The 20,329-nt window shown below is 65.7% G+C and carries 18 protein-coding genes and 2 tRNA genes; 3 read left to right on the plus strand and 17 right to left on the minus strand.

Annotated features, from left to right (window positions below; all coding sequences use genetic code 11):
• The 3 genes from NET02_RS14390 to NET02_RS14400 form a co-directional block, all read left to right on the plus strand.
• The coding region (locus tag NET02_RS14390) for an SDR family oxidoreductase (RefSeq protein WP_284058128.1) at positions 1-739 on the plus strand (739 nt) is incomplete at its 5' end.
• Between the two features lie 61 nt (positions 740-800).
• On the plus strand, positions 801-1,952 hold the full coding sequence (locus NET02_RS14395) for an acetyl-CoA acetyltransferase (protein ID WP_284058129.1): 1,152 nt from the start codon (positions 801-803) through the stop codon (positions 1,950-1,952).
• Between the two features lie 13 nt (positions 1,953-1,965).
• Positions 1,966-2,388 carry a Zn-ribbon domain-containing OB-fold protein gene (locus NET02_RS14400; RefSeq protein WP_284058130.1) on the plus strand — a complete coding sequence of 141 codons (423 nt, stop codon included), beginning with the start codon at positions 1,966-1,968 and terminating at the stop codon, positions 2,386-2,388.
• 379 nt (positions 2,389-2,767) lie between these two features.
• Here the strand turns inward: NET02_RS14400 and NET02_RS14405 are convergent, their stop codons facing one another.
• The 17 genes from NET02_RS14405 to nusA all read right to left on the minus strand — a co-directional run bounded on the left by NET02_RS14405 (position 2,768) and on the right by nusA (position 20,190).
• Positions 2,768-3,826 carry a TIGR03617 family F420-dependent LLM class oxidoreductase gene (locus NET02_RS14405; protein ID WP_284058131.1) on the minus strand — a complete coding sequence of 353 codons (1,059 nt, stop codon included), beginning with the start codon at positions 3,824-3,826 and terminating at the stop codon, positions 2,768-2,770.
• Between the two features lie 22 nt (positions 3,827-3,848).
• Positions 3,849-5,360, minus strand: coding sequence for a M81 family metallopeptidase (locus NET02_RS14410; protein WP_284058132.1), 1,512 nt, complete (start codon positions 5,358-5,360; stop codon positions 3,849-3,851).
• Positions 5,361-5,639: 279 nt separating this feature from the next.
• The gene (locus tag NET02_RS14415) at positions 5,640-6,488 is read right to left on the minus strand and encodes an MBL fold metallo-hydrolase (protein WP_284058133.1); all 849 of its coding nucleotides are present in this window, start codon (positions 6,486-6,488) and stop codon (positions 5,640-5,642) included.
• 64 nt (positions 6,489-6,552) lie between these two features.
• The gene (locus NET02_RS14420; RefSeq protein WP_284058134.1) at positions 6,553-8,046 is read right to left on the minus strand and encodes an alpha-N-arabinofuranosidase; all 1,494 of its coding nucleotides are present in this window, start codon (positions 8,044-8,046) and stop codon (positions 6,553-6,555) included.
• A 183-nt stretch (positions 8,047-8,229) separates the two neighbouring features.
• Positions 8,230-8,817, minus strand: coding sequence for a DUF3267 domain-containing protein (locus tag NET02_RS14425; protein WP_284058135.1), 588 nt, complete (start codon positions 8,815-8,817; stop codon positions 8,230-8,232).
• A gap of 209 nt (positions 8,818-9,026) precedes the next feature.
• The gene (locus tag NET02_RS14430; RefSeq protein ID WP_284058136.1) at positions 9,027-10,727 is read right to left on the minus strand and encodes an MDR family MFS transporter; all 1,701 of its coding nucleotides are present in this window, start codon (positions 10,725-10,727) and stop codon (positions 9,027-9,029) included.
• 76 nt (positions 10,728-10,803) lie between these two features.
• On the minus strand, positions 10,804-11,286 hold the full coding sequence (locus NET02_RS16715; protein WP_430981086.1) for a MarR family transcriptional regulator: 483 nt from the start codon (positions 11,284-11,286) through the stop codon (positions 10,804-10,806).
• A 421-nt stretch (positions 11,287-11,707) separates the two neighbouring features.
• A tRNA-Gly gene (locus tag NET02_RS14435) sits at positions 11,708-11,783 on the minus strand.
• Between the two features lies 1 nt (position 11,784).
• Positions 11,785-11,860: transfer RNA gene (locus tag NET02_RS14440), tRNA-Pro, on the minus strand.
• Between the two features lie 49 nt (positions 11,861-11,909).
• On the minus strand, positions 11,910-13,121 hold the full coding sequence (tyrS, locus tag NET02_RS14445) for a tyrosine--tRNA ligase (RefSeq protein WP_284058137.1): 1,212 nt from the start codon (positions 13,119-13,121) through the stop codon (positions 11,910-11,912).
• Entirely contained in the window at positions 13,114-14,118 is a 1,005-nt protein-coding gene (locus NET02_RS14450) for a bifunctional riboflavin kinase/FAD synthetase (RefSeq protein ID WP_284058138.1), read from the minus strand. The genes tyrS and NET02_RS14450 overlap by 8 nt, the downstream gene beginning before the upstream one ends.
• 11 nt (positions 14,119-14,129) lie before the next feature.
• Positions 14,130-15,035 (minus strand): tRNA pseudouridine(55) synthase TruB, encoded by a 906-nt coding sequence (gene truB, locus NET02_RS14455; protein WP_284058139.1) that lies wholly within the window; start codon positions 15,033-15,035, stop codon positions 14,130-14,132.
• Positions 15,032-16,072 (minus strand): DHH family phosphoesterase, encoded by a 1,041-nt coding sequence (locus NET02_RS14460; protein WP_284058140.1) that lies wholly within the window; start codon positions 16,070-16,072, stop codon positions 15,032-15,034. The genes truB and NET02_RS14460 overlap by 4 nt, the downstream gene beginning before the upstream one ends.
• Positions 16,073-16,078: 6 nt before the next feature.
• The gene (gene rbfA / locus NET02_RS14465) at positions 16,079-16,474 is read right to left on the minus strand and encodes a 30S ribosome-binding factor RbfA (protein ID WP_284058141.1); all 396 of its coding nucleotides are present in this window, start codon (positions 16,472-16,474) and stop codon (positions 16,079-16,081) included.
• A 111-nt stretch (positions 16,475-16,585) separates the two neighbouring features.
• Positions 16,586-18,466, minus strand: coding sequence for a translation initiation factor IF-2 (gene infB / locus NET02_RS14470; protein ID WP_284058142.1), 1,881 nt, complete (start codon positions 18,464-18,466; stop codon positions 16,586-16,588).
• 12 nt (positions 18,467-18,478) lie between these two features.
• Complete coding sequence (rnpM, locus tag NET02_RS14475) at positions 18,479-18,841, minus strand: RNase P modulator RnpM (RefSeq protein ID WP_284058143.1); 363 nt, start codon at positions 18,839-18,841, stop codon at positions 18,479-18,481.
• A gap of 29 nt (positions 18,842-18,870) precedes the next feature.
• On the minus strand, positions 18,871-20,190 hold the full coding sequence (nusA, locus tag NET02_RS14480; RefSeq protein WP_284058144.1) for a transcription termination factor NusA: 1,320 nt from the start codon (positions 20,188-20,190) through the stop codon (positions 18,871-18,873).
• Between the last annotated feature and the right edge of the window lie 139 nt (positions 20,191-20,329).

Below are 20,329 nucleotides of genomic sequence, written 5' to 3' on the forward strand. Positions count from 1 at the left end.
GCTGGACGTGGTGGTGAACGTGGCCGGTATCCTGCGCGACCGGATGATCTTCAACATGACCGAGGAGGAGTGGCAGGCAGTCCTGGACGTGCACCTGAAGGGCACGTTCAATGTCTGCAAGTGGGCCTCGGTGCGATTCCGGGAGCAGCGGTGGGGGCGCATCATCAACATGTCGTCGACCTCGGCGTTCGGTGCGCCCGGACAACCGAACTACGCGGCTGCCAAGGCGGGGATCATCGGGTTGACTCTGAGCTGCGCCAACGCGCTGGCCCGCTACAACGTGACCGCCAACGCGATTCTCCCGACTGGTTGGACGCGCATGATCGACTCGATCCCCCGGGTGCGAGAGGAGACGCTCCAGCAGCACGGCAAGCTGCCGAGTGAACTGGCGGCAGGGACCGAGAAGGATCCGGTGAACGTGGCTCCACTGGTAGCTTTTCTCGCCAGCGACCGTGCGCAGTCGGTCAACGGCTACCTGTTCGGGTCCTTCGGCTACAACATCGCGCTGATGTCGCAGCCGAAGGTGATCAAAACGCTCCGGGCTGACCACCGCTGGACGGTCGAGGAGCTGTGCGAGGTCGTGCCGAAGGCCTTCGCGCACGAGTTCGAGACCATCACGAACCAGGCGGGCTTTTCGAGCGCCATCGAGGCCATCCCGGAGGGGGAGTGGATCGAGGTGAAGCCAGGGGTTCGCTTCTGGGCGACCAAGCTGGAACCGTACGGGGAGCTGGTGTGGTGAGACGTCATCCCGTCGGAGTCGTGTCGGCGGCTCGGGAGGCGTACGAGCGAAGGAGGGACGGGTGAGGGAACTCTCGGGAAAGGTCGCCATCGTCGGGGTCGCGGAGTCCGACCAGATCGGCCGGGTACCGGACAAGCCGGCGATCATGCTGCATGCTGAAGCGGCACGCTCGGCGCTGGCCGAGGCGGGCCTGACCAAAGACGACGTGGACGGACTGTTCACCGCCGGGATCTCGACGACCGAACTGGGAGAGTACCTGGGCATCCAGCCCAAGGTGACGGATAACACGTCGGTCGGCGGCTCGTCATTCGTCATCCATGTCGGTCACGCCGCGACAGCGATCGCGACTGGCCGCTGCCAGGTCGCGCTGGTCACACACGGTGAGAGCGGCCGCTCGCGCGTCGGGATGCCGCCTCGGGTGACGCCGCCAGATTCGCTGCGCGGCCAGTTCGAGGCGCCCTACGGGCTGCCGCAACCGGTCGGCGCCTACGCGCTGGCCTGCTCGCGCCACATGCACGAGTTCGGGACGACCAAGGAGCAACTCGCGGAGATCGCCGTGGCGACGCGCAAGTGGGCGATGCTGAACCCGAAGGCCTACATGCGCGACCCGATCACGATCGAGGACGTCCTCAACTCCCGTCCCATCTGCTGGCCGTTCAACCTGCTCGACTGCTGTCTCGTCACCGACGCCGGCGGCGCCTTCGTGATGACCTCCCTGGAGCGGGCGCGCGATCTGCGACAGCACCCGGTCGTCGTGCTCGGCTTCGGCGAGAGCCACACGCACGCGATGATCTCGCAGATGCCGAGCTACACGAGCTTCGCGGCGAGGCAGTCGGGCAAGGTCGCCTTCGAGATGGCCGGTATCACCCACGACGACATCGACCTGGCGATGATCTACGACTCCTTCACCTACACGGTGCTGCTGTCCCTCGAAGAGCTGGGCTTCTGCGGAAAGGGCGAGGGCGGCGCGTTCGTCAGCGGCCAGCGGACAGCTCCCGGCGGGGATTTTCCGATGAATACCAACGGCGGCGGGCTTTCCTATACCCACCCAGGCATGTATGGGATGTTCGCGGTGATCGAGGCGGTGCGCCAGCTTCGCCACGACTATGCAGACGAGGGGATCCGGCAGGTGCCGAACGCGAGGATCGCGCTCGTCCACGGGACGGGCGGAGTGCTGTCCTCAGCCGGGACAGCGATCCTGGCGCGCTACTGAGCGGAGGAGCGAGATGAGCGAATACAAGAAGCCGTTGCCGAAGCCCGACCCGATCACCGCGCCGTTCTGGGAAAGCGTCAAAGCGCACGCGATGAAGATCCAGCGGTGCAACGATACCGGGAAGTTCTTCTTCTATCCGCGAGGGCTCAGCCCCTTTACGCTCTCGGACAACGTCTCCTGGGAGCCGGTCTCGGGGCGAGGCGTCGTCCATGCGTTCACCATCGTCTACCAGAACCGCGACCCGGCCTTTGCGGAAGAGGTGCCGTACGTCGTCGCGATCGTCGAGCTCGAGGAGGGCGCGCGGCTGATGTCGACACTAGTCGATGTCGAGCCAGATCCAGAGCACGTCAGGATCGGCATGCCGGTCGAAGTGGTGTACGACGACGTCACGGAGGAGATCACGTTGCCCCATTTCCGGCCGGTGCGCGCCGACTGAGACGCGCGGGGGCGGCTTACTGGGACTGGTGTAGGGTGCCGAACGCACAAACCGGAAAGCACTTGCTCAAGGATAGAGGTTCGGGGGCGCAGTCAGCACCCGCACACCACGCAGGGGTGCCACTCTACTGATAGGAACGTGTGAAGGTCTGCCACGACCGCTACGGAGTACGTGCTCTCCAGCCGATCGATGTGGAGGGGCGACAGCCGGTCGCCCCTCGATCGGATTCGAACAAGTTGGATAGCCTGGACGCCTTTCGACCCCGGAAGACCAGCACACGGGCCGATCCAGCGAGCCGGTGTGTGCGGTTCACGCGCCCGGCGTTCACCAGGGAGCCGAAGTACCGCGCTGCTGGCCGGGTGCTCCGCCGGCCAGCGGACTACGATGACGCGACCTGTCCGCGATAGGTCGTCGCGGCGGCGAGGCGCTTGACGCCTTCCAGCGCGGCCAGGTAGCGCTCGTCGGGTGCGTACGGATCGGCGGGGAGCGGGAAGCTGACCGTGTCGACCAGTCCTTCGAGGCGCGCGCCGACAGCCGCAGCGATGGTGTCGTAGGTGCCAGAGATGCAGAAGGCATCCAGCACCTCGTCTGGCACCGCCGCGGCCAGCTCGTCCCACCGGCCTTGGCCTGCGAGGCGGTATAGCACATCGTTCAGGTGTCCCCACCCGTGGTGTTCGATCACGGGCCGGTAGCTGCGGGTGGAACCGTAGAACGCGATCCGGTAACGAGCACGCTCGCGGGCGGCCCGTACCTCCTCCTCGGTCGCGCCGGTGGCGATAAAGCCTCCACCCACGAGCTCGAAGTCACCCAGCGAGCGACCCGCGCGCCGCGCACCCTCGACGACGTTAGGCCAGATCACGTCCCGCGTGTACTCCGGCGTGCTAAACGGGTGGACCCGCAGCCCATCGGCCAGCTGGCCGGCCAGGCGCAGGTTGTACCGGTTAACCCCGGCGAGGTGAATTTTCGGCAGGCCGTGCTCGGAGGGCCCGGGGTCGAACTCCGGGGTCATCAACGACAGCGAGTAAAACCTGCCGCGGAAGCTCAGCGGGGTGCCGTGCTGCCAGGTGGCCCAGACCGCCCGCAGCGCCTGGACGTACTCGCGCAGCCGCGGGCCGGGCGAGGCCCAGGTCACGCCGAAGCGCCGCTCGATGTGGCCCCTGACCTGCGTGCCGAGGCCGAGCACGAAGCGCCCCCGCGAGAGGTCGTGCAGACCGCGCGCAGTGCAGGCGACGACCGTGGGGCTGCGCGGAAAGGCGATAGCGACCGCGGTGGCAAGGCGGACGCGGCGCGTCACAGCGGCGGCCAGCGCCAGCGGCAGGAAGGGATCGCGCTTGAGCTCGGGCTGGGCGATGCCGTCGAACCCCATCGCCTCGATCGCCTGAGCCAGTCCGGGGATCTCGTCCCAGGGCACGTCGCCGAGGGTCGCCTCTACACGCATGCGCTCCGCTCCTAGGGCTGGGCTACGCCTCGGGAGACCAGGTGGTCTCCGGGTCGAGGGGGTAGATAGGCCGGCGCAGCTTGCGATAGTCGAAGCGCTCGAGCCGCGGGCTGCTGATGCCGGGAGCGTCGACTTCGATGACCTTCGTCGCGATCGGCTCGAAGGCCGCCCGGAAGTGGGCGGCGCTCTTGAGCACCAGGATGCGGCGCTCCGTGGGCTCGATGCCGAAGGCGCGGAAGAAGTTGAGGTCGTTCGGATGACCACGCAGCTCAGTCAGTTGCAGCTCGATGCCGTCGCGCCCGCCGATCTCGAGCACGACGGTCTTGCCGCGGCTGGCCACTGTCCCTTTGCCCATCGGCCCAGCGAGCACGAAGCTGCCCTCGTGGATCAGCCGCACCATCCCGGTCACCTCGACCGGCTCGCCGTGTAGCCCGTCGTGTTTGCCGCCGACGCGCAGCGTCACGGTCGCGCCGACCCCGGCGTCGATGCAGGCATGCACCGCCTCTGGATCCATGATCTGAGCGACCGCGGCTGAGCGGGCATTGGCCTCCAGCAATCCCTTCAACACCGCGGTACCGTCGCCAGCCGTACCGCTGGCTCCGGAGTCGGCGATGTCGGCGAGCACGTAGACGCTGCCCGGCGGGGCGGCCATCGCCTCGGCGATCGCATCGGGGATGGGGGTAGGTTCTATCCTGAACGTCTCCCGCAAGTCCCAGCAGATCCGAGCCAGCTCGGTCGCGTAGCGGCGAGCGAGCACTGGATCGTTGTCGGTGACGACGATGGTCGAGACACCGGCGAAGGGTACGTCGGCAAAGGGGAAGCCACCTAGGACAGTGGCAGCGACCACGCCGGGCTCACGCTCGATCTCACGCGCGCGGTCGATCGCGGTCTTCAGCGGTGACTGCCAGGTCGTGACCATCGACTGGTTGGGGACGATCAGCGGCAGGCGAACGTGAGCCATCGCCGGCCGGATGTTCCCGCGGATGGTCTCGACGAGGATCTGCAAGGCACGGGCGCCGGTCTCGGCCGTGTCGATGTGCGGGTACTCTTTGTAGCCCACGAAGGCGTCAGCCAAGGCCATCATCTCGTCGGAGAGATTCGTGTGCAGGTCGAGCGGAGAGACGATCGGGATATCTGGTCCCACCAGGTCGCGCACGGCGCGCAGCAGGAGACCCTCGCCGTCGTCGTGGTGCTCGAGAGCCATGGCCCCGTGGATCACCAGCAGCACCCCGTCGAAGGGTTGCGCTCGGCGCAGGCCGTCGAGGATCTCCTCGCAGAGCGTCTCGAAGGCATGGCGGGTTACCCGGCCACCCGGGACCGCGCGAGCGAACGTGGTGGGGATCAGCTCGATGCCCTGCCGTTTGGCCTCGGCGATGACGCCGCCGTAGACCGTCCCAGTGCCCTCAAGCGCCAGGATATCCTCGCCGCGGTGGATGGCGCTCGAGCCGCGCTGGAAGTCCTCGAGGGTCGTCGGTTGCCACTGGAAGGTATTCGTCTCCTGCGAGATGCCTCCGGTGACGATGCGGATCGGCATGCTGCACACCCCCTCACCTCTGACGCGGGCCGGCAGCCGCAGTATGGTGCTGGCGCAGCGAGCGTGCAAGCACGGGATCGCCTCAACGCTGGAGCATCCCTCTCCCCGGTGTGCAGGAGAGGGGCAGGGAGTGATGGAGGGCCGACTGCCCTCACCCCGCCTTCGGCACCCCTCTCCCGCTCAAGCGGGAGAGGGGGTAGGGGGTGAGGGTGGTGACCGAATCAGGACTACTGAGCCGGTGTCGAATCGTGGCAATCCCCTAAGGAGTCGGCCGGAATGTCAGGTGGGGATTCTCACCTGCCGCCAGGTCGCGTGCCAGATCTCCTCGCCCTCCGGCTCGACCTCTCCCTGGTCGCGCAGCTTCTCTAGGTGTGCCAGCACCGTGGCAGCGCCCGCTCGGCGGAACTGCGGCAGGATATCGGGGTACAGCTCAGTGACGAGCTCGTCGATCGTCATCGGTCCCGAGGCGAGGGCCTCGCGGATCTGCGCCTCGCGCTGGAGGCGCCGCGCGATGTACTCGTCGATCACTCGCTCCGGGTTAGCGATCTCAGGCCCGTGACCGGGCAGGATGCGCCGCGGTGCAAGCGAGCGCGCCCGGTGGAGCGATTGGAGGTAGGCCCGCATGCTCCCGTGAGGCGGGATGATCGCGACTGTGCCGTTGCCGGAGAAGAGGTCGCCGGCCAGGAGCGACCGCCCCGCCGGCTCCCAGAGCGCGACGTGGCCCGGCGAGTGGCCTGGCGTTTCGATGACCTCCAGGGTGCCTTCCGGGAGATCGATACGCATTCCGTCGTGGAGCTCGATGTCGACCTGTTCCCAGCGCAGGAACCCGCGGAGGATCGGCTGCTCCTTCGGGTGGAGCATGATGGGACATCCGAACCGGCGACGCAGCTCGCCCGCCGCGGCGACGTGGTCGGGATGCCCGTGGGTGAGGACGATGGCGCGGACGCGCGCAGTGGTTCGGGTGGCCACAGCCCGGGAGACGAGGTCGATGCCGGCCTCGCTGCCGGGGTCGACGATCAGGAGTTCCTGCGAGCCGACGAGGTACGCGTTGGTGGGCTGGTCGCCCATCATCGCGGCAGGGTTCGGAACCTCGATGCACTCGATCGGTACGGGCTGTCGCGGGTTCATCTCCACCTATCCCTGTGCCGATCATATCACCACCGGGTGGTGGCGCTCGCTCCCCGCTCCGAGGTCACGCGACATGGAAGCGGATCAACGTGACGGAGTGCGCAGGGAATTCGTAGCTGATCGTCGATCCGCCGGTATCGAGCGCCCTCTCAGAAACTGAGACGATAGCCGGCTGATCGAAGCTGTTCGATGCGTCCGGGCCGGGGCCGTTGACCTCGCGGACGAGCGCGCCGGGGCGAACCGCAGTTCCCACGAACTCGATCGTGGCCTGCACGGCCCGTTGGAGGTCGCGGTTGACGACGGCGAGAGTGATCTCCTCGCCCGTGCTGTTGACCGTACAGGCGGCGTCGACCAGAGTGAACGGTCCCAGCCTCGCCACTCGGTGTCGCCAGGGCGACCGTGCCTCCTGTTCGGAACTCAGGTGGTAGGTCTCAGCCTCGACGAACGCGTCGAGGGCGACGTCCAGCGTCCACTCGGAGTACAGGCGGAACTGGTGGTAGATGGACTGGAGAAACAGCCCCTCTGGGTTGGTGAAGATGGGCGCGATGACGTTCACCATCTGAGCTAGGTTGGCCAAGCGCACCGTCCGGCAGCGACGGATGAAGATGTTGAGGTAGGTCGCCACCGCGAGCGCGTCCGCGAGCGTATACCGCTCCTCCAAGCCGGCGACGGAGGCGTCGTAGCCCCACTGGCGGAACCACACGTTCCACTCGTCGTAGGCGACGTAGATAGGATGATCGATCCCCTGCTCGTAGCGGACCCGGTCGATGAGGGCCTGGCAGCTCGCCAGCGCAAAGTCGGCGAGGTGAGGGGAGAGCACGTTGCCGTAATAGTCGGGACTGCCGGTATAGAGGTGGATCGAATGGTAATCGACGTAGCGAGCGAGGCCTTCGAGCACGACGCGATCCCAGTCGCTCCAGCCGTTCCAGCCGCAGCTCACGAGCTGGATCGAGGGATCGGTCATCCTCATCACCTTCGCGAACTCGCGCGCTTTCGCCACGTAGTCCTCGGCGCTCAGCGCGCCGATCTGCCAGGAGCCGTACATCTCGTTGCCCAGGCCCCAGAGCTTGACCCCGTATGGCTCGGGGTATCCGTGCTGGCGCCGGAGGTTGGCCCAGTAGGTGTGACCGGTGCCGTTACAGTACTCGACCCAGGCCTGGGCCTCGTCGATCGTTCCCGAGCCCAGGTTGACGCAGATGTAGGGCTCCGCCCCGACCAGGCCACAATACGCGATGAACTCGTCCGTGCCGAACCGGTTCGACTCCTCGATGTGCCAGGCGAGGTTCATGCGGCGAGGGCGCTGGTCGCGCGGGCCGATGCCGTCCACCCAGTGGTAACCGCTCGCGAAGTTGCCACCAGGCCAGCGCAGGACCGGTATGCGAAGGTCGCGAAGTGCCTGCACGACATCGAGCCGGAAGCCGCGCTCGTCGCTGAGTGGCGAGCCCTCGTCGAAGATTCCCCCGTAGATGCAGCGGCCGAGATGCTCGATAAAACCGCCGAAGATGCGGCGGTCGACCGTGCCGATGCGCCGGTCGAGATCGATCTTGATCCTCGCCACCTGATTCCCCTCCTCCCGGCCACGAAGGCGACGGCCGTTCGACCGAGCGGTGATCCAGGGCCAATTCGGACTGCTCCTGTTCTAGCCACCTCAGCATCCCACGGTGGAGCCCGATGCTGCAAGATCAAGAGTCGCTATGGACAGGTGCGGATAGGGCATGCAGCCGCCGGTTCGAGGTGCGCGCTAGGCAGGCTTCCAGTAGGTGACAGAACCTTGATTGCGCAGCCGGGCCCCGCGAGGAACCTGGATGGCGATGAGAACGAATCCGAACAGATCCATGGATGAAGCGAAGGCATTGAAGGCCCCAGCAGAGAGCCACAGTCCCTGGTGAGCTGGATCGATGGTAGAGAGCAGCAGGCTAGCGGCGCTCATCACAGCGAACGGGCAGATCAGTGTCAACAGGAACCGCTCGCGGCTGAGCTCGCCCGAGTAGTGCGCGTAGAAGAGGAGCGCGCGGGGCCAGAAGCCGAGCACGACGTGAGGCGAGCGGAGAGATCCGGGGAATGTCACGGCATGGAGGAGCTCGTGCACGGCAACTACCGCGAGCACGAAGGCGACGAACGGGAGGAATCGCACGCTGAAGACGAGAACAGTCTGCCTTTGGGGAGCCAGCGCGGCTCCGAGGACGAGGATGGCCAGAGCGGCCAGCAGGCCGAGTGGCAGGGAGAGCATGATGCTGACCGCGATTTGCCGTGGCTCTCGAAGACGCCGCCACGGCGGGGCGGGATCGAACAGCTCGTCTCTTGGTGGTGGGCCGACGTGCCAACGCATGAAAGCGACTCACCGACCGAATGCGCCGCGGTCGCGGGCGCCGACCGCGGCGCTCGGCATTATACCGTGAAGTGCGAGCCAGCTTGGGTACTCCGTCTGCAGAGGCCCGATCCCGGCGCCTAGTTTCGTGCCTGGCTCAGCTTGCTCTCCTCATAAGCGCGCAGGGACGGTGCTGAGCCTGGCCACGATGCTGGCCAGGAGGAAGATAGCTAGCGACGATGCTGAGTTCGCAACGGAGCGGCGATCGCGCCCGCGGTGCCGGTTGTCGGTGGCTGCTCGGGGGCTGCGCGCCGAACGTTGCCTCGCAGCGGGATCTCGGGCATGAAGAGCATAGTGACGAAACTGAGCGCCAGCGCCAAGGCACTGATGGCGAACAGGCTGGTGATCGACGTCGCCAGGCTGTCCCGGAGCGCGAGCATGAACTTATTGAAAAGGTCCACGCCCTGTGGGCCGAGCGCAGCGAACGCCTGCTGCAATTGGGCGGCGGCATCTGGGGCCTGGAGCGCCTGTGGGTTACGGAGCTGCTCCAGCCTGTCCGGAGACAGAAGCTCGGCGAGCTGGGCCGGAAGCCGCGCGGTCAGCTCGTGGTTGAAGCGGTTGGTCATGACCGTTCCGAGAATCGCGACACCGATCGTCCCGCCGATCGAGCGGAAGAACTGGAGATTTGCAGTTACCTCGCCGAGTTTGGACAACGGGAACGCATTCTGCACGACGATGGTGAACAGGCTCATCAGCCCACCGAGGCCGAGCCCGACAATAACCATGTTGCGGATCACTATGCCAGCCGTAGCAGTCGGTGGCATTTGCCAGAGCAGGAGGTTCCCGAAGACGGCAATGGCGATCCCGGCCAATGCCGGTATCTTGTATCGTCCGGTACGAGCCAGAATCTGTCCGAAGGCAATGCTGCTCGTCATAAATCCAAGCATCATCGGCATAAGCAATGTACCGGAATTGGTTGCCGAAATGCCCACGACGGCCTGCAGGAAGAGTGGAATGTACATGATGGCACCGAACATGCCTGCGCTCAACAGAAACGAGGCGAGCACGGACAGCGCGAAGACGCGGTTTCGGAAGAGGCCTGGTGAGATGATCGGCTCCGGGGCACGTGGCTCAACGACGAAGAGAGCGAGGCTCAACATGACGAGCGCGGCGGCGAAGCAGGAGAGGACCTGCCAGGAACTCCATGGATACTCCGTGCCGGCCCAGGAGAATCCCAGCAGCAAGGGGACTGTCCCGGCTACGAGGGTGATGGCACCGAGCACGTCGATCCGGTGCTCGACACGACGTACCCGGCCCGGCAGGGCGAGGCCGGCGGTGATGATTGCCAGCACTCCGACCGGCATGTTCACATAGAACACCCAGCGCCAGCCCCAGTGATCCGTGAGCCACCCGCCTAGCCAGGGCCCGACGATCGACGAGAGCCCGAAGACCGCCATCATCAAACCCTGCCACTTGCCCCGCTCAGCGGGCGGGAAGATGTCGCCCACAATCGCGATGGCGATGGGCATCATGGCGCCAGCCCCGAGCCCCTGCAAGCCGCGGAACAGGATGAGCTGGGTCATGTCCTGAGCCTGCCCACAGAGCGCTGAGCCGATCAGGAAGATGACCATGCCGCCGGCGAAGAAGACTCGACGGCCGTACAGGTCGGACAACTTGCCGTAGATCGGGATCGAAACCGTCGAGGCCAGCATGTAGGCCGTGAAGACCCACGAGTAGTGGTTCAACCCGTTCAGTTCGGCAATGATCCGCGGCATGGCCGTACCGACGACCGTCTGATCGAGCGAGCTCAGCAGCATACCGAGAAGCACTCCAGCGACGACGAACCAGCGTCGCTCTCGGCTCAGGCTCGCTCGCAGCGAAGCAATCGCTGGCTCGCTCGCGGCTGGCACTTCCGTTTCCACGTCCTCCATCGCCTGTCTGCTCCTTATCTGACCAGACCGGATGTCCCGAGTCGCTCCTGCCTGGTCGCCGCGATCTTTGACGTTTCTAGCCCTGCATCACCCTCCCAGAGGGTCGGGTACCTGTTCGAGCGCCGGCTTCGACAGCGGGGGCCAGCACGCGAACTCCGCTCGCGATCTCATCGAGCTCTGGCTGAGTGAGCCTGCTAAACCACGTGCGGAGTCGCTCCTGGTGCGACCACTCGCGCAGGTGCGCGATGAGTGATTCACCCCGTCGGGCCAAGTAGACGCGTGTTCGCCGTCGATCGTCGGAATCCTCGAACCGCCTCGCAAGCCCAGCCTGGACGAGTTGATCCACGAGGTGACTGCCGGCCGGTGGGCTAATACCGAGCCGGGAGGCGAGCTCACTGACGGTGGTTGGACCCGAGGCCGCGAGACAGAAGAGCGCCTCGAGCTGCGGCATCGATAGGTCGAGCGACGACCAGGCGGAAAACGCGCGGGTGGCGGCCGCCCGCGCTATCGCCCGTGTGCAGGTGCGGATCTCGCTGATCAACGCATCTCTGGGACGCATGCTGTCTCCAGTCACGGTAGCACAGCCTAGCACATTGCATCGAGAGTGTCAATTATTTCCATGTCATCGATGGTTTTGGCGGAATCGGTTTCGATCGCTCGCCCAGTTCCGCTCGGAGACCAGGAGGATTATCCAGAGCTGCAGATTGCTGCGGAGTGGGGGAACCCTCGTTCGGCCGTCCGCGCAGCGGGCGCTTCGCGCAGAAACTCGGCTCGAGTTGGGGGTGAACCGAGCGGTAGGTCAGGTTGACGACAGTGCGCATCGCGGGACGCACAGGCAGCGCGGGCGGCCCTACGATGTTCCAGACGGCTCGGTGCAAGAGCAGCGCCGCTGTAGGGAAACCGTAGAGGTTGTGACCGCAGTCGCGGAGCTTACTCCCTCGAGAGAAAACGACACCGCCCTCGAGCCGAGGGCGGTGTCCTGGAGCGGGAGACGGGATTCGAACCCGCGACAACCGGCTTGGGAAGCCGGCACTCTGCCAACTGAGTTACTCCCGCCTGGTCGGGGTGAGAGGACTCGAACCTCCGACCTCAGCGTCCCAAACGCCGCGCGCTACCAACTGCGCCACACCCCGAGCCAGTCGCATCGGATAGTATAGCAGATATCGCAGCCAGGCTTCACGTTCAGGACACGCGCGGCACGAGCCTCGCGAAACGGCGGCGTCCAATCTGGATCACCGTCGGTCGGTCCAGCCGCAGGACGAGGTCGGGATCGTCCACGCGCTGTCCATCGAGTCGCACGCCGCCCTGAGCGATGAGACGCCGCGCTTCGTTGTTGCTCGAAGCGAGTCCAGCCTGGACCATGATCTGCACGATCCACCCCTCGGCAGGGACTTCGATCTCCGGCATCTGCTCGGGCAGCTCCCGTCGGCGGAAGAGCCGGTCGAACGCCTCGCGCGCTCGTTCGGCCGCCTCGGCGCCGTGCAGGTCGGCGACAATCTGGAACGCGAGTCGATCTTTGATGTCTCGCGGGTTCAGCGTTCCGGCCTGGGCAGCGGCCAGCATGGAGTCGATCTCCTGCTCGGGGATATCGGTGAGCAGACGCATGTAGTCGCCCAACACCCAATCGGGGATCGACATGAGCTTGCCGAACATCTCCTCAGGCGGCTCGGTGACGCCGATATAGTTGTCCAGGCTCTTGCTCATCTTCTGAACGCCATCGGTGCCGACCAGCAGCGGAACGGTCAGGATATTCTGCGGCTCCTGGCCCATCTCGCGCATGATGTCGCGACCGACGAGGAGGTTGAAGGTCTGATCGGTGCCACCGATCTCGACATCGGCCTGAATCGCGACGGAGTCATATGCCTGGAGCAGCGGGTAGAGCAGTTCGGTGATCGAGATCGGCGAGCCCTCCTGGTACCGCCTGGCGAAATCCTCGCGGTCGAGCATGCGGGCAACGGTGTACTTGCTGGTGAGCCGGATCACGTCCTCCAGGGTGAAGGTGTCGAACCAGGTGCTCTGCCAGACGATCTCAGCACGGTTGATATCGACCACTTTGAAGAACTGGTCGAGGTACGTCTGCGCATTGGCGCGCACCTCTTCGGCGGTGAGCATGGTTCGCTGGACCGAGCGCCCCGAGGGATCGCCGATGCGAGCAGTCCAATCTCCGATGATGACGACGACCTGGTGGCCGAGAGCCTGGAACTCTCGCAGCTTGCGGAAACAGACGTAATGCCCGAGGTGGATGTCCGGGCGGGTCGGATCGACACCGAGCTTCACGCGAAGCGGGCGATCGCCCAGCAGCTTGCGTCGCAGGTCGTCGCGGACCACGACGTCGACCACGCCACGGGTGAGCAATCGATCGACAGCGGCGGCTCGATCCATCTGGCTAACCATCGGCTGAGACTGCTCCCTCTGCCAGATTGAGAATCGCCCACGTGAGGGGCGGCGGCCAATCCTCTCCTAACTGTGCCAGGGCTTCGCGGGTCGCGCGCTCGTCGGCTTGCATCTGCTCGATCAGCGCATCGACGCTCGGGAACCACATGTCGCCACGCAGCCGGCGCACGAACAGGACGGTCAGTCTCCGCCCGTAGAGGTCGAGCGTCACATCGAGCAGGTGAATCTCGATGGCTCGCATCTGGTCCTGGAAGACCGGGCGTGTGCCGATGTACGCCATACCGGGGAGAAGCTCGGAGGATCCATCAATAGACACCTGCACGACGTAGATCCCGTCGGCTGGAACGGCGAGCCGATCGATGAGCCGGAGGTTGGCCGTCGGATAGCCTAGAAGCTGGCCGCGGCGGTGCCCTTCTACCACGTCTCCGGTGAGGGCGTAGGGGCGGCCCAGCAGTTCCGCTGCGACTTCGATCGACCCGGCACTCACCAGTTGCCTGATGTGCGTGCTGCTGATCGGCTGCGCCTCGAGGTCGACGCGCGGAACGACGGTGACGTCGAAGCCGTACTGCGACCCGAGCTCGCGGAGCGTCGTCACAGAGCCGCTGCGCCCATGGCCGAAGCGGAAGTCGTCGCCGATGACCAGTTCCACCGGAGCAGCGTAGTGCACAAGCTGCTCGATGAATTCCTCCGGCGCCTGGCGAGCGAATTCCTGATCGAACCGGAGCACCAGCACCGAGTCGATCTGGCATGCTCCGATCAGAGCGAGGCGCTCATCGAGGGTGCAGAGCCGCGGAGGCGCTTCCTGAGGGCGCAGCACTTCGGCGGGTAAGGGATCGAAGGTGAGCACGAGGCTGCGGACGGCCCGCTCGGCGGCACGCGCTCGCAGGCGGCCGAACAGGTGCTGGTGACCGCGGTGCACCCCATCGAAATTGCCGATCGTGAGAGCGTGTGGCTGTCTCGGCAATTCAGCCAGATCGCGATACACGAGGACAGGCATAATAGACGTCCTCACTCGAGCGGATCGGTCACGACCATCGCGGGCGACCACTGCTCGCGCGCATGCTGGTAACGCGCGATTCCCAGCCAACGCCCATCTAAAGCGTAAACGCGAGCGAGAGACTGGTCGGGAAGCGGGCCAGGCCGGCGCACCGGCGCCCCATGATACCACGCATTCGCCTGGCCAGGATTGAGCACGAGCGCGGGGAACTCCGCCAGGGCAGCGTCTGGGTGCCAGGCGATCTCGCGCCAGGTCCCGATCGACAGCAGCGGTTCCAGTTCGTCGAGCGACCAAGCATCCGCGAGTGTAAACGGGCCGACGCGCGTCCGCATCAGGGCGTGGAGATAGGCACCTGTACCCAGCGCCGCGCCGAGATCGCGGGCGAGAGAGCGAACGTATACTCCTTTGCCGCAGTCGATCGCCAGGACGACGTCAGGGTAGGCAAAGTGCAGGAGCTGTAGGCGGTGGATCACCACGCGGCGCGGCGCGACCGTGACGACTTCACCGGCTCTCGACCGGCGGTAGAGCGGCCTGCCGCCCACCTTGATCGCGGAGAACGCTGGAGGTACCTGCTCGATCTCGCCCTCGAAGCGGCTCAACACGCGCTCGACGTCCTCGCGCGCGGGTGGTGTCGACAGTTCGGTGGTCTGGACGACATCTCCCTCGAGATCGTCGGTGGTACTGCTTACTCCCAGCACGACGTGCGCCAGGTACTGCTTGCTCGCGTCTTGCAGGAACGATGTTAGGCGAGTCGCCTGACCGACGGCGATGATCAGGACGCCCTCGGCAGCAGGATCGAGCGTTCCACCGTGGCCCACCCGCTTCTCGCGCAGCCGCCGCCGGACCCAGTTAACGAGGTCGTGCGACGTCCAGCCGCGTGGTTTGTCGATGATCAACAGTCCATGCGCAGCAGTCATTGGGAGGGATCACCCGCGAGCGCGAGGTCAAGAAGGAAACGCGCGACAGTGTCCAGGAAGGTCTGGCGGTGTTCCTCTCCGGCGGGCAACCGGCAGCCGGCGGCGCGGCTATGACCACCGCCGCCGAACTGGCTGGCGATCCGGGCCACATCCACGGCGTCGCTGGAGGAGCGCAGGCTCACCCGCCACCCGTCCGGCTGGCGATAGAACATGATCGCGACCTGCGCACCCTCGGTGCCGCTCAGAAAGTTGACGATGCCTTCGCCCTCGGCAGCGGTCGCGCCGCTCTCCTCGAGCATGTCAGGCGTGATCTCGGTCCAGACGATCGCGTCCTCGAAGCGGGCGCGACCCAGGGCTAGGCCCCAGAGGCGGACAGTCGAGAACGGCTTCCTACGGAACAGGTGTGTCACGATCTGCGGCAGGTCGGCGCCCGCGTCGAGGAGATGGGCTGCTAGCCGCATCGTCTTCGGGCGAGTGCTCGAGGTCTGCAGCCCGAGCGTGTCGCCGTAGATGCCGGTGAGGAGACAGGTCGCGAGGGCCGGGGAGAGGGGCAGGTCGAGCTCGACGACGAGCTCGGTCAGGATCTCGGTCGTGGCAGCCGCGGCTGGGTCGACTAAGGAGACGGCGCCGAATCGGGTATTCGTCACGTGGTGATCGATGTTGACGATCGGTATGGAGCCGTCGAACCAGCTCGGGCAGCTCTGGAAGAGCGGCCCGAGCCGGCCGGGGTCGGCGCAGTCGACCAGGATGATCCGGTCGAACCGCTCTTCCGGTGACAGTTCCTGCGTGGAGAGTCGATCGACCGCTGGCAGGAACCTGAGCGCGCGCGGCACGCGACCATCACCGGTCGTCGCGACGAGCCTCCGTTCCGATCCCTCCAGCAACAGCAGCACCGCGAGCACTGAGGCAACGGCATCGGCATCGGGGTTGGCGTGTGTGGCAACCAGGACTGTTCGTCCCGACGACATGGTGTCCCAGACGAGTCGCCATTCGTTCGGAACTTCGCGGCCGTCCGGATGTGCGGAGAGGTGCGCCATCCGCATTCACCTCGATTGCTCGTTCGAGTCGCTCTGCTCAGTCTCTGGCTCGGAATGGAGCTGCTCGCGGAGCTCATTCAGCGTTCTGGTGACCTGCTCAGCATACTCCATAGAGCGGTCCAGCCGGAACGTGAGCTCAGGAATGTGCCGGGTGCGCATCCGCGGTTTCAGCAGGCGCCGGATGAAGCCAGTAGCGCCGTTCAGGGCATCGATGGTCGCCGCTTGTTCTTCCTCGCTGCCGTAGACCGAGGCGAAGACCTTCGCGTAGCGAAGATCCGGGCTCACCTCGACTCGGGTGATACTGACGAACCCGAGCCTGGGGTCGCGCATCTCTCGCCGGATAATCTCGCTGATCTCGTCCCGCAGGAATTCGGCCACCCGCTGCTGCCGGAGGCTGTTCATGCCCGCGCCTCCTTCCCGGCTGTGGCGACCTCGGCCGGGAGCACATGTGGCTGCTCACTCGTGCCCGGTAGCACTCCACCGGCTCGCCGGCCGAGGTCTTCTCATCCAGCCTCATGCGCCCCGTGGCACCTCCTCGACGTGGTAGAACTCGATCTGGTCGCCTGCCTGCACATCGTTGAAGCCTTCGATCGCGAGGCCGCACTCGTAACCGGCGGCCACCTCACGCACATCTTCTTTGAAGCGACGTAGCGACGCCACGACACCGTCGTGGATCACGGTACCGTTGCGGAGCACCCGCACGCGCGAGTTGCGCAGAGCTTTCCCGCTCAGGACGTAGAGCCCGGCAACGATCGTCCGGTTCGGGAGCCGGAACGTCTCGCGCACCTCGGCGTAGCCGTCGGTCACCTCCCGAGTCTCCGGCGTGAGGAGGCCGGAGAGCGCCGCGCGGATATCGTCGAGCAGGTGGTAGATCACGTTATAGTAGCGCACGTCGACACCAGAGGCGTCCGCAGCGCGCCGTGCGGCCACGTCCGGCCGAACGTTGAAGCCGATCACGATCGCCCCCGTCGTGGCAGCCAGCATGATGTCGGATTCCGAGATCGCGCCGGTGCCGCTGTGGACGACTGTGATGCCGACGGATTCAGTCTCCTCGTTGAGCTTTGCCAAGGCGTTCTGGATCGCTTCTAGCGAGCCTTGTACGTCAGCCTTGAGCACGATCCGCAGCTCGCGCGTCTCGCCAGCCTCGATCCCGGCATGCAGTTCATCGAGCTTAACAACGCGCATCTCGCTGAAGGTCTCCGCCCGGCGCTGTCGGGCGCGCTCTTCGGCGAGATCGCGTGCTGTCTTCTCGTCGTCCACGACCTGGAGGAGGTCGCCTGCCTCGGGGACCTCGAGCAAGCCGAGGATCTCGACGGGCGTCGACGGGCCTGCGCGGCGGACCCGGCGACCGCGGTCGTCGAACATAGCGCGGATGCGGCCCCAGGTGCCACCAACCACAACCACATCGCGGAGCTGAAGTGTCCCCGACTGAATCAAGGCGGTCGCAACCGGGCCGCGAGTCTGGTCGACCTTCGCTTCGATGATGACCCCGATGGCCGGCCGGTTCGGGTTGGCCTTCAGTTCCATGAGGTCGGCGACGAGCAAGATCATCTCGAGCAGATCCTCGATGCCCAGCCGCTGCTTGGCCGAGATCTCCACGACCGGCACGTCGCCGCCGAACTCTTCAGGGACGACGCCAACCTCGGCGAGTTGCTGCTTCACGCGCATCGGGTTCGCCGATGGCAGGTCGATCTTGTTGATGGCCACGATGATCGGCACATTCGCCGCCTTCGCGTGGCTGATCGCTTCCTTCGTCTGCGGCATCACGCCGTCGTCGGCCGCCACGACCAAGACGGCGATGTCGGTGACCTGCGCGCCGCGAGCGCGCATGGCAGTAAAGGCCTCGTGGCCAGGGGTATCGAGGAAGGTGATCTTCCTCCCCTGAACCTCGACCTGATACGCGCCGATGTGCTGGGTGATGCCACCGGCCTCTCCCTCGGCGACGTTGGTCTCCCGGATCGCATCCAACAGCTTGGTCTTGCCGTGATCGACGTGGCCCATGATGGTGACGACCGGCGGTCTCGGCTGCGCCTCCGGGTCGCCAGCGCCCTCGCGGAGCTGATGTTCGATCGCCGCGCTCGCCTGCTGGATGACCTCTGGCACGCGCTCCTCGGTCTCGACGCCGAACTCGGCGGCGACTGCGGCGGCCGTCTCGTAGTCGATCTGCTGGTTGATGCTGGCCATGATGCCACGGCGGATCAAACTCTTAATGACCTCGACAGCACTGACACCGATGGCCTCAGCCAGTTCGCCGACCGTGACCACGCTCCCGAGCACGACCGGACCAGTGAGCGTCGTCGTAGGCCCAGTGGCTCGCCCGGAGCCGTTCGGCGCCTCTTCGTACTGCCTCGGGCTCTTCCCTCGCGCTCTCCTCTGTCGCTGCTTCTGGCTCATATTTCTCCCTCCTCAAGATGTGTTACTGTCGGGGTGAGTGCTGCGCTCGCTCTCATCCTCTTCGCGACGAAAGTGGAGATCGGCGTAGCGCAGGAGCTCAGCCCGAAAGTCCGGCGGAACCGTCGCGCGCAGGGCACGCTCGAGAGCGTTCCCCTCGGCGGCCGCCTGCCAGCACGAGAACCGCCGGCACAGATAGGCACCCCGGCCGTTGCGCTTGCCCGTTGGGTCGATTGCCAGTTCACCCTCCGGGGTACGAACGATCCGCACAAAACTCCGCTTCGTGTCCTTCTCCCGGCACACGACGCACGTCCGGAGGGGGATATGCTTCAGGCGCGGCCCACGGCGCCGGGTCGGGGTCCTCTGTGGCTCGCTCATTCATGCCCCCTCGCCGCGCGAGCGCCCCGCTACGAGACGTGCGAGGCCTGTTCCTCGGCCAATGGTAGCGCACGCCCGGTCTCGAAATCGTAGCGGGCGCGAAGCTCTCGGTCGTAGTACACGTTCACCACGCCATCGACGATTTCGACATCGACGCTCTTTAGGATCAGGTCGGACGGGAGCGGGCCGAACTCGCGGTCGCGCACGCTGATGGTGCCGTCGCCTCGAACCAGCCGCGGCTGTCGTCCCAGAGCCATCATGTCCTGCGGCATCTCCGGCAAGCCGGCAGCGGCACGCAGGAACAGTCCCTCCTGGTCGCGGATCGACTCCGGGTCCTTGATATCGATGCGCCAGCCGGTCAACTTGTAGGCCAACCGCGCGTTCTGGCCATCCTTTCCGATGGCCTGCGACATCTGGTCGGTCGGGACGATAACGCGCGCCACCTTTTCGTCCTCGTTGAGGAAGACGCTGATCGGCTTGGCCGGGCTGAGGGCGTTGCTGATGAACGTCCGGGTGTCGGGTGACCACTCGATCACGTCGATCTTCTCGCCGGACAGCTCCGTCACGATGTTCTGGATCCGCACTCCCCGGACGCCGACACATGCGCCCACCGGATCGACCTTCTCCTGGCGCGCTGCCACGGCTACCTTCGATCGCTGGCCCGGTTCGCGCGCGATTGCCATCACCTCGACGGCACCGCTGAAGATCTCCGGCACCTCGAGCTCGAGGAGCCGCTTGATCAGGTTGGGGTGCGTACGGGAGACGACGAGCTGCGGGCCGCGAGGATCCTTGTTGACCTCGAGCAGGTAAACCTTGATACGCTGCCCCGGGCGGTAGCGCTCAGTCGGAATCTGCTCGCGCGCCGGCATGATAGCCTCGGCCTTGCCGAGATCGATGATCACCGCGCGCGGATCGGCTCGCTGGACGATCCCGGTCAAGATCTCGCCGACACGATCGGCGTACTCGTTGTAGATCGTCTCTCGCTCGTAGTCGCGGATTCGCTGCAGGATGACCTGCTTGGCCGTCTGCGCGGCGATCCGGCCGAAGTTTGCCGGCGTCCGCTCGAGGCGAACGACATCGCCCACCACGGCCTTGGGGTCGATCGTCCGAGCCTCCTGAACCGAGATCTCGCTGAGCGGGTCCTTGACCTCCTCGACAACCCGCTTGGGGGCGAAGATGCGGATCTTTCCCGTGTTGACGTCGAGCTCGATCTCGACCTCTTCCTCGGATCCGGTGATCTTCTTGTACACAGTGCGCAGGGCATGCTGCACGGAATCCATGACCGCGTCGCGCGGGATGCCTCGCTCGGCTGCTATCTGGGCGATGGCAGTGTACAGATCGCTCTTCATCGATTGGTCCCTCCTTTCCCGGGATCTCTGGGTGCGGACGTAGCCAGTTGGTCTACGGCCGCCGGGCAAAAATTAAAGTGGGCATGGCCCACTTGGACGGGGCACTTCGTTGACCACTGCACAGTATAACACATCCGTT

The sequence above is a fragment of the Thermalbibacter longus genome, from assembly GCF_023806485.1.
GTDB lineage: Bacteria > Chloroflexota > Chloroflexia > Thermomicrobiales > Thermomicrobiaceae > Thermalbibacter > Thermalbibacter longus.